Genomic DNA, 13757 nt, shown 5'->3' with positions numbered 1-13757 from the left:
TCTCCGGCGGCGCCCCGACCGTACTCGTCAGCGCCCGGAACGGTACCGCGGCGGCCCCGGACACCGCCGGGCCGTGCGCCTATGCGGCCTGGGCGGACGGCACGGCCTGGCGTGACTGCGGCAGCGCGGGGCCAGGCGGCTCGGCCTCCGGTGCCTCGGGAGGCTCCGGAGGAACGCAGTCCGGCACGACGTCGGCCCTCGCCGGGCTCGACGACAACGCCCGCCTGGCCTTCCGGCACAATGGCACCGGGCTCGTACTGAACGACGCGCACAACGGTTCGACCTGGGCGGTGCAGCGCGACAACCAGCTGATCGACAACTGGGCCGACCTGATCGACACGTCCCCGGACACCCAGCGCATCGAGACCACCGGCGACGACACTCCTCCGGTCTACGACAAGGTGCAGGCCCCGCCCGTCGCCGTCGACGACTCCTTCGGCGCCCGAGCGGGCCGGATCGTGACGCTCCCCGTTCTCCTCAACGACTCCGATCCGAACGGGGATGTGCTCGTGATCGAGTCGGTCACGCCGATCGACGCGGCCGACGGCCGGCTCGACCTCGTCGGCAACAACCAGCAGGTGCAGCTGACCCTCACGGAGGCGGCCACCGGCCAGATCCGGTTCGGCTACACGATCAACGACGGCCGCGGCGGGAGCGCATCCGCAACGGTCACCGTCACGCTCAAGGCGCCGGGGGAGAACTCCGCGCCCGTCCAGGTGCGCACCACCCACGCGACCGTGAGGGCGGGCGGCCGGGTGACCAGCCAGGTCCTCGGCGACTGGGTCGACCCCGACGGCGACCCGGTCTACCTCGCAGCGGCATCCGCCGCCGGCCCGGACCTGGTGAGCTTCACCCCGGCAGGCGCCGTCGTCTTCACGGATGCCGGCACGAACGCCGACGACAAACGGGTCGGCCTGAGCGTCTCCGACGGCCGCCTGACCGGCACCGGATCGCTCGCCGTCTCCGTGCGCGCGAGTGGAGCCGTGCCGATCGTGGCCGACTCCTTCGTTGTGCTCGCGACCGCGGGGGCCGAGGTTTCGGTGTCCCCGCTCGATCATGCCCGCGGCGGGTCGGCGCCGCTGCGGCTGTCGAGCGTCCCCGCCAAGCCGGACGTCACGATCACCCCGGACTTCGCCTCCGGTGCGTTCCGCTTCCTGAGCAGCACTCCGGGGGTCCACGAAATCGAGTACTCCGTCACGGACGGGCAGCTCACCGCGACCGGCAGGGTGCGCGTGGACGTCGCCCCCGCCGCCAACGCCAACAGCAGTCCCGTGACCGTGCCGCACACGGCCTTCATCCGCGGACAACAGGCCACCCTCGTCGACGTGCTCGCGACCGACTTCGACCCGGCGAACGGGGTGCTGCTGATCACCGGGACGATGAACGTGCCCGCATCGAGCGGCATGCGGATCGAGATTCTCGACCAGCGGATCCTCAGGGTCACGCTGACCCGCCCGCTGCCGGACGGCGGGCTCAGCTTCGGGTACCGGATCAGCAACGGACTCGCCGACGCCGACGGCACCGTGACCGTCGTCGAAATCCCCGCACTCGGGCAGAAGCAGGCCCCGATCGCTGTCGCAGACACCGCGACCGTCCGCGTCGGCGACGCGATCGACATCCCGGTCCTCGCGAACGACGAACAACCGGACGGTGATTCGCTGACCCTGGATCCCGTTCTCGCCTCCGGCCTGCCCGCCGGCGCCGGCCTGCTCTTCGCCGCGGGCACCGTGCTGCGTTACCTCGCGCCGACCACCCCCGGCACATACACCGCGGTGTACCGGGTGAACGCCCCCGACGGCCAGTACTCCAACGCCGAGGTGCGCATCTCGGTGCGCGAAGCAGATCCGAGCACCAACAACCCGCCCGTCCCGAAGACGGTGACCGCGCGGGTGCTCTCCGGCGGCACCGTCGAGGTGGCGATCCCGTTGACCGGGATCGATCCGGACGGCGACTCCGTCCAGCTCGTCGGCCTGGAGACCAACCCGGAGAAGGGCTCCGTCACGGCGGACGGGACGGACACGTTCCGGTACCAGGCCGGGGAGTACTCCGCAGGAACGGACACCTTCAGCTATGCCGTCGTCGACGCCCTCGGCGCCCGGGCGATCGGCACCGTGCGGATCGGGATCAGCCCGCGCCTCGACGGCGCCCGCAACCCGGTCGCAGGCTCCCGACGACGTCGTCGTGCGCCCGGGAAGCACGGTCTCCGTGCACGTGCTCGCCAACGACTCGGACCCCGACGGCGGCCGGCTCACGATCAACGCCGTGGAACCGAGCGGCACCCCGGCCGATCTCGCGGCCGAGCACGGCACGGCCATGATCGCCGGGGACGCCATCGCGGTCACCGCTCCGGCGACACCGGGCCGATTCGGATTCATCTACGAGATCAGCAACGAGCGTGGCGGCACCAGTTCGACCTTTCTCACCGTCGTCGTGCGCGCGGACGCCCCGCGTGCCCGGCCGGAGGCCGGCGACACCCACCTGACCCTCTCCGACGTGCTCGCCGGCGGCACCGTCGACGTCGACGTGCTCGCCAACGTGACCTTCGCCGACGGGCCGGCCCGCGGCCTCGCGCTGAGCGTCCCCGCGTCGTGGGCCGACTCCGCGCGGGTGACGGACGCCAAGCGCGTGCGGGTGACCGTGCACGCCACGAGCCAGATCATCCCGTTCCAGGTGGCGAACCCCGACGACGCGAACATCACCGCCCTCGCCTTCATCTGGGTGCCCGGGTACACCGACGCCCTGCCGCAACTGCGGAAGGGTGTCGCAGCGCTCACCGTGGCGAGCGGCGCGACCCTCACCATCCCGATCAACGACTACGTCGTCGCCGTCGGTGGAAAGCAGGTGCGCCTGACCGACAGGAGTCTCGTGCACGCCACCCGGTCCAACGGTGCAGACCTCGCCACCTCCGACACGAGCATCGCCTTCACGAGCGCCGACCAGTACTACGGTCCGGCCTCCGTGTCCTTCGTCGTCACCGACGGCACCGGAGCGGGAGACCCGGCGGGCCGCACGGCCACGATCGTGCTGCCGATCACGGTGACGCCGCAGGCCAACCAGCCGCCCGCCTTCGACGGCGCCGTACTCGACTTCGAACCCGACCAGACCAAGGTCATCGACCTGTCCAAGCTGACGTCCTATCCGTACCCGAACGACCAGGCCTCCCTCGTGTACTCGGTGCTCGACCCGAAACCGGTCGGATTCGACTACTCCCTCGACGGCCAGCAGCTCACCCTGCACGCCAGGACGACGACGCTCCCGGCATCGGGCGCGCAGGGCGGCCACGGCTCCATCACGATCGGCGTCGCGGCCGGTGGCACGCCGGGCAGGGCCGGCCGCATCGACATGACCGTCGTCGCGTCCACCCGCCCGCTCGCCATCCCGGCGGCGGATGTCGCAATCGCCCCCCGCGGCCAGACGACCGTCGTCGACGTGCTCGCCAACGACGGCGCCGCCAACCCGTTCCCGCAGGTCCCGCTGCGGGTCGTCGCCGTGCGCGGACTCGGCGGCGCCGGTGTTCCCGCCGGGGTCAGGATCACCCCGAGCGCCGACAACAGCACCCTCAGCGTGCAGGTCGCCGCGAACGCCGCCGCAACGGACACCAACCTCGAGTACGAGGTCGCCGATGCGACGAACGACCCGGACCGCTACACCTGGGGCACCGTGCGGATCTCCGTGCAGGACCGGCCGGACCCGGTCACGAGCCTCTCCGTCACCGGCTTCGCGGATTCCCGCGTCGCGGTCGCCTTCAACCCAGGCGCCGCCAACAACTCCGCCGTCACCGGCTACGACATCACCCTCGTCAGTGCCGCGACCGGAGCCTTGATCAGCACCACGACCTGCCAGGCGACCGCGTGCACGGTCCCGACCGGCGGCAACGGCCGGGCCAACGCGGTCCGGGTGGCTGTCGCGGCGCGCAACGGCCTCGGCCTCGGTGCGTCGACCGCGCTCCCGGACACGGTGTGGTCCGATGTCGTCCCTGCGGCCCCCGGGAACCTCGCGGCCGCACCGCTTCCCGGCGGCCTCACGATCAGCTGGGCACCTGTGCCGAACGGCGCGGGTTCCCCGGTCGCAGACTACCTGGTCACCGTCAACGGCACGGCCCAGCCCGCCGTGAGCGCCACGGGTCCGGCCTGCGGGGCGACCCGGTGCTCGCTCACGGTGAACGGCCTCCCCAACGGCACCGACGTCCCGGTGAGCGTGAGCGCCCGGAACGAGTCATACCCCGCCCTCTCGGCCTGGACATCCGCCTCGACGCAGGGCACGCCCTTCGGGGCGCCGACGGCCGGCGCCGTCTCCGCGTCGGCCGGTGCCGCTGGCACCGTCCACGTCGGATGGGAGGCCTTCTCCGGCTCCGGCGACCCCATCGGCGGGTACTACGTGCAGCGCCTCACCAACGGAACGGTGCCAACGGGCAACCAGGCGTGCACGGTTTCGTCCCCTGCCCCCGGCACCGTCGTCGTCCCGCACACCGGCGCGAACGTCGCCGAGCTCAAGACCCTCGGAGCGGGCACCACAGGTGTCGACTTCACCGGGCTCACCTCCGACACCGCCTCATACTCCTTCGTGGTCTGGGGATACAACCGGGCCGGCTGCACCAACAGCCAGGTCACCACGGTGCAGGTGCAGGCGACGCCCGGCGCAGTCACCGACCCGGGAGCCTCGATGGGGATGCACGACACGGCATACGACCTGCAGATCACGCCGGTGAGCCCGGGCGCCGGCATCACGAGCTATGAAGTCCGGGCAGTGGACCCCGCGACGGGGACCCCGGGCGCGAGCGCAGCCTTCACCGGGACCGCACTGCCGCGCCAACTGCTGAGCCCGACGGTCTTCGGGGTGCCGTTCAGGTATCAGGTGCGGGGGTGCGACACCGCGGCCACCTGGGGCACCTGCGGAGCGTGGTCGGCGACGATGACGGCACCTGCGGCATCCGTCAGTCTCGCCGTGACCGGCCTCGCCTACGACCCGGCGACCGGCGTGTTCGGCTGGACGAACGGCCCGGGCAACGGCAGCTACGCCACGGGCTACAGCTGCTCGGTGCCGACGGACCCGGGCGCCGCACCCGTGCAGGGCGGCCCCACCAGCTGCACCCTCGCCGCTCCCGCTGCGGCGGGCACGGCCCGACTCAGCGTCACGGTCGACCTCGGGCTCGGCGCGGGCAACCCCGTGTACAACTACGACCGTTGAGACTGACACCGAGACTGTTCCGATGAAGACCCGAAAGACACCGAGATGACTATTCCAAGGACCGGACCGATGAACGCCCTGACGACCCCGACCGACCAGGCGGCGCCCGCGACGATGACGGCCGGGCAGGCCGAGCAGTTCGCCGAGGTCTTCGAACGGCTCGTCTCCGGGGTCGAACGGGTGCTGCTCGGCAAACACCACGTGATCAGGATGGCTTTCACCGCGCTGCTCAGCGGCGGCCACCTGTTGCTCGAAGACGTGCCAGGCACCGGCAAGACGAGCCTCGCCCGGGCGATCGCGCAGAGTGTCCAGGGCGCCAGCAACCGGATCCAGTTCACGCCGGACCTTCTCCCGGGGGACATCACCGGCGTCAGCATCTACGACCAGCGGAGCGGCGCCTTCGAATTCCACCGCGGACCGGTGTTCGCGAACATCGTCCTCGCCGACGAGATCAACCGCGCGAGCCCGAAGACCCAGGCGGCGCTGCTCGAGGTGATGGAGGAGGAACAGATCACCGCGGACGGGGTGACGCACCCCGTCGCCGAACCGTTCATGGTGATCGCCACGCAGAACCCCGTCGAGCAGGCGGGCACCTACCGGCTGCCGGAGGCCCAGCTCGACCGCTTCCTCATGAAAGCGTCGATCGGCTATCCTGACCATGCCTCGACGATCCGGATCCTCGAGGGCGCCGGACGTCGCGCACACGCGGTCGTCATCCCGGCCGTCGTCTCCGCCGCGACGGTCGTCGAACTGGCCGCGCTCGCCCGGACGGTCCACGTCGACCCCTCCATCAACGACTACGTCTCCCGCCTGGTCGACGCGACGCGCACGAGTACCGCGGTTCGTCTCGGTGCGAGCGTGCGCGGGGCCCTCGCCCTCATCCGCACCGCGAAGACCCTCGCCGCGGCCAACGGGCGGCACTACGTCATTCCGGACGACGTGAAACAGCTCGCGGAGCCCGTCCTCGCGCACCGGCTCCTGCTCGATCCGGAGGCCGAATTCGACGGCGTCACACCCTCGAGCATCATCGCCCGCATCCTGATCGAGACCCCTCCGCCGGGGGACCGGCAGGCCGCGTGAGCGATCTGGGCGGCGCAGATTCGAACGGCCTCGGCGAGGACACCGCCGACGGCCGTCTCGCCGCGCTGCTCGTGCACTCGGTCCGTGCCGTCCGGGCGACCGTCGCAGTGTCGGCGAGGACCTGGCGGCTCGCCACTGCCGTCGTCACGGTCCTCGGTTGGAGTGTGCTCGCATCCGCCGCCCTCGCCCTGGGGGCCGGCTACCTGCTCGGCTGGACCGAACTCGCGGTGCTCGGCTGGGCGGGACTCGCACTCGTGCTGGCCTCATTCGGCTTTCTCTTCGGGCGCAACGCGTACCAGATCCGGCTCAGGGTCCCGGTGGACCGGGTCGTCGTGGGGGAGAGAGTTCCCGGTGAACTGGTCGTGCTCAACCCGAGCGGCCGCCGGCTGCCGGGCGTCGGGGTCGAGGTTCCCGTCGGCCTCGGCCTCGCCGAGTTCGCGATGCCCGGGCTCGCCAGGGGCGCACGCTTCGAGGACGTCTTCATCGTCCCGACCCTGCGGCGCGGGATCATCCCGATCGGTCCGGTGCGGACGGTGCGCGCCGACCCGGTCGGCCTCGTGCGCCGTGAACTCGTCTGGGCCGAACGGGTCGACCTCTTCGTGCACCCGCGCACCCTCCCGATTCCGAGCATGAGCACCGGGTTCATCCGGGACCTCGAGGGGCACCCCACCCGTGACCTCACCAACCTCGACATGTCGTTCCACGCCCTGCGCGAATACGTGCCGGGGGATGAACGACGCAGCATCCACTGGAAGAGCACGGCGAAGACCGGCCGCCTCATGGTGCGCCAGTACGAGGAGTCCCGGCGCAGTCACCTCCTGGTCGCCCTGAGCCTCGCCGCGGACGACTTCGCCGACGACGAGGAGTTCGAGCTCGCCGTGAGCGCGGCGGGTTCGCTCGGGGTACGGGCGATCCGCGACGCGCGCACGGTGTCCGTGTTCACGAGCGCCGCTGCACCCGGTGCCGGCCGCCCGGGCGCAGCCCGCGAAGGCCAGGGGCCGCACCGGCCGGGCCGTGGCGGCGCCAGGCGGCGCCCGGCGGCCGAACGGCTCAGCACCCTGACGAGCACGCGCCTGCTCGACGACCTCTGCCGGGTGGACCGCACCGCCGACGCGCTGCCCCTCGGCGCACTCGCGCAGTCCGCAGCGGATGCCGTCGCCGGCATTTCCGTCGCCTTCCTCGTGTACGGCTCCACCGTGAGCCTCGCCGAGCTGCGCGCAGCCGCCACCCACTTCCCCGGCGGGGTCGAAGTCGTGGCCGTCATCTGCGCGACAGAGTCCGTTCCGAGCCTCCGGCGGGTCGCCGACCTCACCGTGCTCACCATCGGCTTCCTCGAAGACCTGCAGCACAGCCTCGCCAGGGGGTCGCCGCATGACCGGGAAAGCGGCACCCGGCCGGCCGCGCGTATCCGCCGTCTCCATCGCCGGCAATACGACCGCCCTGCTGCTCGCGACACTGGTCGCGGCCGTGCCGCTCTGGCCGGTCTACGCGAATCGCGAATTCGTGGTGCTCGTCGTCGTCGCCGCGGCGCTCGGTTCGGGCATTGCGATCCTCGGCACGGTGTTCCGCTGGCGGGCGTGGCTCGTCTCGCTCGTCACGGTCGCGGTGTACTTCCTCGTCGGCGTGCCGCTCGCAATCCCCGGAGAGGCGACGCAGGGCGTGGTGCCGAGCTTTGCCGGGCTCGGCGACCTCGCCGCGGCGACTGCGCTGAGCTGGAAAGAGCTCGTCACGATTGTGCTCCCGGTCGGGTCATACCAGGCATTGCTGGTACCCGCCCTCATCCTCGTGCTGTCGAGCACCGTCGTCGGGCTCTCGATCGCCCTCCGGGCACGGATCGGCGAGCTCGGCGCCCTCGGACCGATCGCGCTCTACCTCGCCGGGATCGGTCTCGGACCGACCGTGGGATTCGCGCCGATCGAAACCGGTCTCGCTCTCTTCGTCGTGCTGCTGTTCTGGCTGCTCTGGCAGCGCGCGGCACGTCGGCGGGCCCTGCTCGGTCTTTCCGGTGCCCGGCAGTCCGCGCGGACCCGAGAGACGGGAGCGGCACGCCGGCTCAACGCGGCCCGCGGAGCGCTGTCCGCGGCGCTGATCACCGCGCTCGCGATCGGGGTCGGCACCGCGGCTGCCGTTGCCTTCCCGGTGCAGGTACCCCGGGACGTCGTCCGGGCGCGCGTGCAGCAGCCCTTCGACCCGAACGACTATCCGAGCCCGCTGAGCGAATTCCGCAGTTACCTGCAGCCGGGGCAGGCCGACTCCGTGATGCTGTCGGTGACCGGCCTACCGGACGGGGGACGGCTGCGGCTCGCCGCCCTCGATTCGTACAACGGAATCGTCTACTCCCTCGACGGTGCGGCGAACGCCTTCACCCGCCTGCCCGACCGGCTCGACCAGAGTGGGGTCGCCGGGGACCCGTCGTCGATCGCCGTGACCATCGACGGGTACGCGGGAGTCTGGGTCCCGGGGACCGGGCAGCTCGAACGCATCCGCTTCGCCGGGAAGACCGGCACGGCCAGGGCCGACGCGTTCTACTACAACGACGGAACGGGAACCGCCGCCGTTCTCGGGGGCTCAACGCCGGCGACTCCTACACGGCCACCGCGGTCGTGCCACGGGCGCCCGGATCGCTCGCGACGCTCACGCCCGGCACGGCTGCGCTTCCCGCTCTCGAGGCCCTGCCCGACTCCGTCGAAGAGGCGCTTGCGGGATATGTTCGCGCGGGGGACCCGCCCGGCGTGCAATTGCAGGCCATGATCGACGGGTTGCGGGCGGACGGATATGTGAGCCACGGTATCGGTGTGGACGAGCCGGTGAGCCGGTCGGGCCACGGCCTGGACCGGATCAGCCAACTGTTCACCGACGAGCCCATGCTCGGAGACGCCGAACAATACTCCGTCGCGGCCGCGCTGCTGGCGCGGCGGCTGGGTTTCCCGGCCAGGGTGGTCATGGGGTTCGCCCCTCAGCAGCGCGGAGGCGCCGAAGAGGGGGCGTCGCCGGTGGTGGTGCGTGGGGCCGATGTGTCCGCGTGGATCGAGGTCCAGACGGCGTCGGACGGCTGGGTGACGATCGACCCCACTCCCGCCGTGCGGGATGTGCCCGAGAAGCAGCCGGACCGGCCCCAGATCGTGTCGCGACCGCAGACCGTGGTACCGCCGCTCGTTCCGAGCGTCACGGCACAGCGCGACCCCGCTACTCCGGAGAATGCCGTGGAAACGCCACCGGCCCCGCTTTCCCCGCTGATGGCGCTGCTCGTCACCGTGCTGACCATCACCGGCTGGACGCTTCTCGCCGCCCTCGTGGTCACCGGCCCGTTCCTGGTCGTGATCCTCGCGAAGGCACGTCGGCGCAGGCTCCGCCGTGGCAGGGGCGGGGCGCTCGACCGGGTGCGCGGCGGCTGGCGAGAATTCGCGGACACCGCTGCGGACTTCGGCATCGATGTGCCCGTCGGAGCGACCCGCCTCGAACTGGCCGAGGCGGTCGGCGGAGAGCCGCCCGTCGCGGCGGCGGTCGCGGTCGACCGGGCGGTTTTCGCGCCGGGGCGACCGAGCGACGCCGTCGCAGACCAGATCTGGAGAATGGTCGGAGACCTGCGGTCCGCGCTTGCCGCCGGGCGCACCCGCAGGGACCGGCTCAGAGCCCTCATTTCGCTGCGGTCGTTCGCTCGCTACGCTGGGAGGGCATCCGTTCCACCTGCGAATCGGGGCACGCCGAGCGGGCACCGGGTTTCCCGCCCCGACCGGCCGAAGGAAGGAGCCGTTTCGTGAATTGCCTGATCTGCGGGGCGCCGCTGAGTGTGGGTGCCATGTTCTGCGGTGAGTGCGGCAGTTCGACGAAGGCCACCCCGAAGACGCGCAAGCGCCACGATCCGCGTCCGAACGACACGACGATCATCCAGCCGCTGCGACCCCGGCCGACCGTTGTCTCGATTCCGGTGAGCACCGCTGCGGCCGCTCCCGGAATTCCCGATAAGCCAGGGGCGTCCGTCCCGGCCCGTGCCGTGACGTCGCCCGAAGCCGAAGCCGAAGCCGAAGCCGAGGCCGAGGTCGAATGGTCGTCACCGTTCGCACCCGGGCGTCGCCTCCACCCCGTGAACCCCGCGCCCCCGTCGCGTCAGGGCGCGCACGCGCACGGATCCCACGTCGCCCTCACCGGTGGCGACACCGCAACGGCAGGAAGCGCCTTCGTGCTGCAGTTCAGCACCGGGGAGGACCTCGAAGTGCGCGGCACCGGACTGATCGGACGCCGGCCGATGCCCCAGCCGAGCGAGCACTTCGACCGTCTGGTGCAGATCGTCGATCCCGGGATGTCGGTGTCGAAGACCCACCTCGAGTTCGGCCAACACGACGGCGAACTCTGGGTCAACGACCGTTTCTCGGGCAACGGCACCGTCATCCGCCGCCCCGACGCGACGATGGTGCGCTGTGAGCCCGGCCGCCGCTACCTCGTGCCGCGCGGATCGCGTGTCGAGATCGGCGACCAGTACTTCCAGGTCAGCTGAGGATCTCGCGTGCAGGCGAGCGACATTCCGTCTGCCGGGTCGCCAGGAGGGCGATCCTCCTCACCAGCCAGGCCGCCCCGCTCCCCGTGCACGGATGCGATCGGTCGCCCGTGTGAGTGCTCATCCGGTGTTCTTCTGGCCGGGTGACCCCCACCTTCCTCGCTGACGAACCGCTGTCGTTGCCCGCCTCGCCGACGGAACCCGCTCCCGCCGCGTTCCCGGTGATCGCCTCCCTTGCGCCCCTCGTGGCGGCCGGCGTGATCTGGTTCGTGACCGGTTCGCCGTTCGTGCTGTTGTTCGCCGTGCTCGGCCCCGTGATCGCCGTCGCGAGCATGGTCGACGGACGCCGGGCCGCCCGCCGTACCCGCCGCCGCGATGCCGCCGCGCACGCCGTTGCACTCGCCCGGCTGCGGACCGCGGTCACCGAGCGGCAGTCCGAGGTGCGGCGGCGCCGCCGGCGGGAGACCCCGTCGGCATCCCAACTTCTCGAAACGCCGGACCGGGCATCCCGCTGGAGGTCTCGGACCGCGGGGGAATACCCGTAGTGCTGGGATCGGGCAGCGCGCCGAGCGGTATCCGTCTCGAGGGAACCGGCTCGGAGCGGGAGCCTGCGGGCCTGGGCCGCCACACTCACCGATGCACCCATCACAGCGGATGCCTCCGGCGGCGTCGCCCTCGTCGGGCCCGCCGCCCTCGTGCGCGCGTTCGCCCGGGCGCTGCTCGTTCAGCTTGCCTTCACCCTGGCGCCCGACCGATTCGCCCTCGAACCGGTCGCTGCGGATCGGCCGGACGACGACTGGGCGTGGACAGGGGCCCTGCCGCACACGACCCGTGCGGGCGGCGTAGCGCACTCGGATCCCGTGACGGCCGCTGGGCCCGGTGACCGCAGAAGCACCGGGGAGGCAGCCCGGAAGGTTGTCCTGCTTCGGTTCACCGGCATCCCGGTTGCAGGCAACCACGCTCCCACCGTCGAACCGCCACAGGGACACCCGCGGGTGCCCTGGCTGCTGCTGGCCGCGGACCTTGTCGACGTGCCGCCCGGCTGCGCGACGGTCGTGCGTGTGCGCAGTGCGACCCGGGCCGAGGTGCTCTTCCTGGCAGAATCCGAGCACCCGGAAAGCCCAGGGAACCCCGCGGATCATGGGTCTCGACGGGGGTCGGGCCAGCTCCCGGACTTTCGGCCGGAGTTCGTCACGAGGGAACAGGCGATCGGCTTCGCCCGGCTGCTCCGAGACCGGGCTGCGACGGCGGGGCTTCTCGGCGGGCATCGTGCATTACCATCGCGGGTGACGCGCGCCGACCTGGCCGTGCTCGCCCGGCATCCGCTCGCCGCGGTGCGGGAAGCGGCCGGCCGGGACGGACTGGCCTGCGCGATCGGTGTCGGCACCCACGGGCCGGTGACGCTCGACCTGGTCGGCCAGGGGCCGCACGCCGTCGTCGGCGGTACGACGGGGAGCGGCAAGAGCGAGCTGCTCGTGGGCTGGGTCTGCCAGATGGCCGAGGAGCGGTCGCCCGACGAGGTCGCGTTCCTGCTCATCGACTTCAAGGGCGGTGCCGCGTTCCGGCCGCTCGCGGCGTTGCCGCACTGTGTCGGGCTGGTCACCGACCTCGACGGGCGGCAGGCGGAGCGTGCCCTCGCGAGCCTCGCCGCGGAGCTTCGTCACCGCGAGCGCGTGCTCGCTGCGGCGGGAGCGCGGGACCTGGCCGAACTGCGTGCCCTCGGCGGGCCGGGGTCGCCTCGACAGGAGCCAGGAAAGAACGCACTGCCGCGGCTCGTGATCATCGTCGACGAGTTCGCGACCATGCTCGCGTCGTTTCCGGGACTCCACGCCCTCTTCGTCGATATTGCGGCCAGGGGCCGATCGCTCGGAGTGCACCTGGTGCTCTGCACGCAGCGCCCCGCCGGAGTCGTGCGGGACGCCCTGCTCGCCAATTGCACCCTGCGGATCTCGCTGCGGGTCAACAATGCGGCGGACAGTCAGGCCGTGATCGGGACGGACTCAGCCGCCGCCATTCCGGCCGCCGCTCCCGGTCGGTCCCTGATCTCGTGGGGAGACGGCGGTCCGGAGCCTTGCCAGGTCGTCGTCACCTCGGCCGCGGAGATCGAAGCCCTGGCCGCGGCAGCCGGGACAGCCGGTGACGGAGGGGCTGTGCGGCCCCTGCCCCCTCGCCGGCCCTGGCTCGACCCGCTTCCCGCCCGGGTGAACCTCGCCGACCTCGACGGGCTCCCTGACCTCGGCAGGCCCGATTCGGAGACGAATGCGCCGGACCGGACCCCGGCCGCGGAACATGGATTCCGCTTCGGACTGATCGACGAGCCGGACCGGCAACGGTACAGCGTGGCCAGGTACGGCCCAGGGGACGGCAACGTGTTCGTCCTCGGGGAGCACGGAGCGGCAAGACCTCGGTGCTCGCCGTCTTCGCGTCCCAGGCACGCGCCGCGCACGAGCGGGTCGGCTGGCCGCCTCCCGACGTCGAAGCGGTCTGGGACGCCCTCACCGAGGCGCGCGGCTGGATCGACCGGGAGAGGCGCCGGCCGGGTTCGCACCGATCGGACCGGCGAAGGCCGGGACCGCCGCGCCGGCCCGGCGAGGCTCCTGTTGCTCGACGATCTTGATTCGGTCTGTGCCCGCTGGGAGCCCGACCACCGGCAGGCGGCCCTCGAGTGCCTCGCGAGCCTGCTCCGCGACGGACTGCCGCTCGGACTGCACGTCCTGATCACGGCGCAACGCCTCAACGGGCCGCTCCAGAACCTGGCGGCGCTGTGCCAGGACCATCTGCTGCTTCGCCTTCCCGATCGCGCCGAACACCTCGCGGCCGGCGGGCAGGCAGCCCAGTATGACCCCGCCCTTCCCCCGGCGGCGGACAGTGGCGCGGCCGGCGTATCCAGGTGCTCGCCCCGGAGCGTGCGGTGACGGGCAGTGCGGTACCGGACGGCGCATCGCAGGTCGGCGCTGTCGGGGACCGTGCGGTGACCGGCCCCGATTCGCGCGCG

General features: G+C 71.9%; 9 protein-coding genes and 3 pseudogenes. 10 read left to right on the top strand and 2 right to left on the bottom strand.

Annotation, left to right across the window (positions count from 1 at the left end):
- Positions 1-79: 79 nt before the first annotated feature.
- The gene (locus KIV56_RS05780) at positions 80-382 is read right to left on the bottom strand and encodes a hypothetical protein (protein ID WP_281535491.1); all 303 of its coding nucleotides are present in this window, start codon (positions 380-382) and stop codon (positions 80-82) included.
- Between KIV56_RS05780 and KIV56_RS20240 the strand changes: the two are divergent.
- A pseudogene (locus KIV56_RS20240) lies at positions 291-896 on the top strand (Ig-like domain-containing protein); the annotation flags it as partial. The gene KIV56_RS05780 and the pseudogene KIV56_RS20240 sit on opposite strands and share 92 nt — an antisense overlap.
- A 158-nt stretch (positions 897-1054) precedes the next feature.
- Here the strand turns inward: KIV56_RS20240 and KIV56_RS05775 are convergent.
- Positions 1055-1618: a hypothetical protein gene (locus KIV56_RS05775; RefSeq protein WP_281535490.1), complete on the bottom strand. Its 564-nt coding sequence runs from the start codon at positions 1616-1618 to the stop codon at positions 1055-1057.
- On the opposite strand from KIV56_RS05775, the pseudogene KIV56_RS20235 reads away from it, so the two are divergent.
- The 9 genes and pseudogenes from KIV56_RS20235 to KIV56_RS05730 form a co-directional block, all read left to right on the top strand.
- Positions 1524-2060 (top strand): annotated as a pseudogene (locus tag KIV56_RS20235) (Ig-like domain-containing protein); the annotation flags it as partial. The gene KIV56_RS05775 and the pseudogene KIV56_RS20235 overlap by 95 nt on opposite strands.
- A gap of 121 nt (positions 2061-2181) precedes the next feature.
- Positions 2182-5187 (top strand): fibronectin type III domain-containing protein, encoded by a 3006-nt coding sequence (locus tag KIV56_RS05765; RefSeq protein WP_281535488.1) that lies wholly within the window; start codon positions 2182-2184, stop codon positions 5185-5187.
- 69 nt (positions 5188-5256) lie between these two features.
- Positions 5257-6267 carry an AAA family ATPase gene (locus KIV56_RS05760; RefSeq protein ID WP_281535487.1) on the top strand — a complete coding sequence of 337 codons (1011 nt, stop codon included), beginning with the start codon at positions 5257-5259 and terminating at the stop codon, positions 6265-6267.
- 440 nt (positions 6268-6707) lie between these two features.
- Positions 6708-7145: pseudogene (locus KIV56_RS19485) on the top strand (DUF58 domain-containing protein); the annotation flags it as partial.
- A 493-nt stretch (positions 7146-7638) separates the two neighbouring features.
- Positions 7639-9018 carry a transglutaminaseTgpA domain-containing protein gene (locus KIV56_RS05750; protein ID WP_281536083.1) on the top strand — a complete coding sequence of 460 codons (1380 nt, stop codon included), beginning with the start codon at positions 7639-7641 and terminating at the stop codon, positions 9016-9018.
- Entirely contained in the window at positions 9000-10028 is a 1029-nt protein-coding gene (locus tag KIV56_RS05745; RefSeq protein WP_281536082.1) for a transglutaminase-like domain-containing protein, read from the top strand. The genes KIV56_RS05750 and KIV56_RS05745 overlap by 19 nt, the downstream gene beginning before the upstream one ends.
- Complete coding sequence (locus tag KIV56_RS05740; RefSeq protein ID WP_281535486.1) at positions 10025-10762, top strand: FHA domain-containing protein; 738 nt, start codon at positions 10025-10027, stop codon at positions 10760-10762. The genes KIV56_RS05745 and KIV56_RS05740 overlap by 4 nt, the downstream gene beginning before the upstream one ends.
- 143 nt (positions 10763-10905) lie before the next feature.
- Positions 10906-11307: a hypothetical protein gene (locus KIV56_RS05735; RefSeq protein ID WP_281535485.1), complete on the top strand. Its 402-nt coding sequence runs from the start codon at positions 10906-10908 to the stop codon at positions 11305-11307.
- 150 nt (positions 11308-11457) lie between these two features.
- Entirely contained in the window at positions 11458-13677 is a 2220-nt protein-coding gene (locus KIV56_RS05730; protein WP_281535484.1) for an FtsK/SpoIIIE domain-containing protein, read from the top strand.
- Positions 13678-13757: the final 80 nt, after the last annotated feature.

The organism is Cryobacterium breve (assembly GCF_027594785.1).
GTDB lineage: Bacteria > Actinomycetota > Actinomycetes > Actinomycetales > Microbacteriaceae > Cryobacterium > Cryobacterium breve_A.
This window is presented reverse-complemented; position numbering and strand designations above follow the sequence as displayed.

Bases quoted from the DNA above. Each gene is read 5' to 3' on its own strand.
- KIV56_RS05760 (WP_281535487.1), top strand. From the start codon at position 5,257: ATGAACGCCCTGACGACCCCGACCGACCAGGCGGCGCCCGCGACGATG.
- KIV56_RS05775 (WP_281535490.1), bottom strand. From the start codon at position 1,618: ATGTCGATCGCGTCGCCGACGCGGACGGTCGCGGTGTCTGCGACAGCG.
- KIV56_RS05750 (WP_281536083.1), top strand. From the start codon at position 7,639: ATGACCGGGAAAGCGGCACCCGGCCGGCCGCGCGTATCCGCCGTCTCC.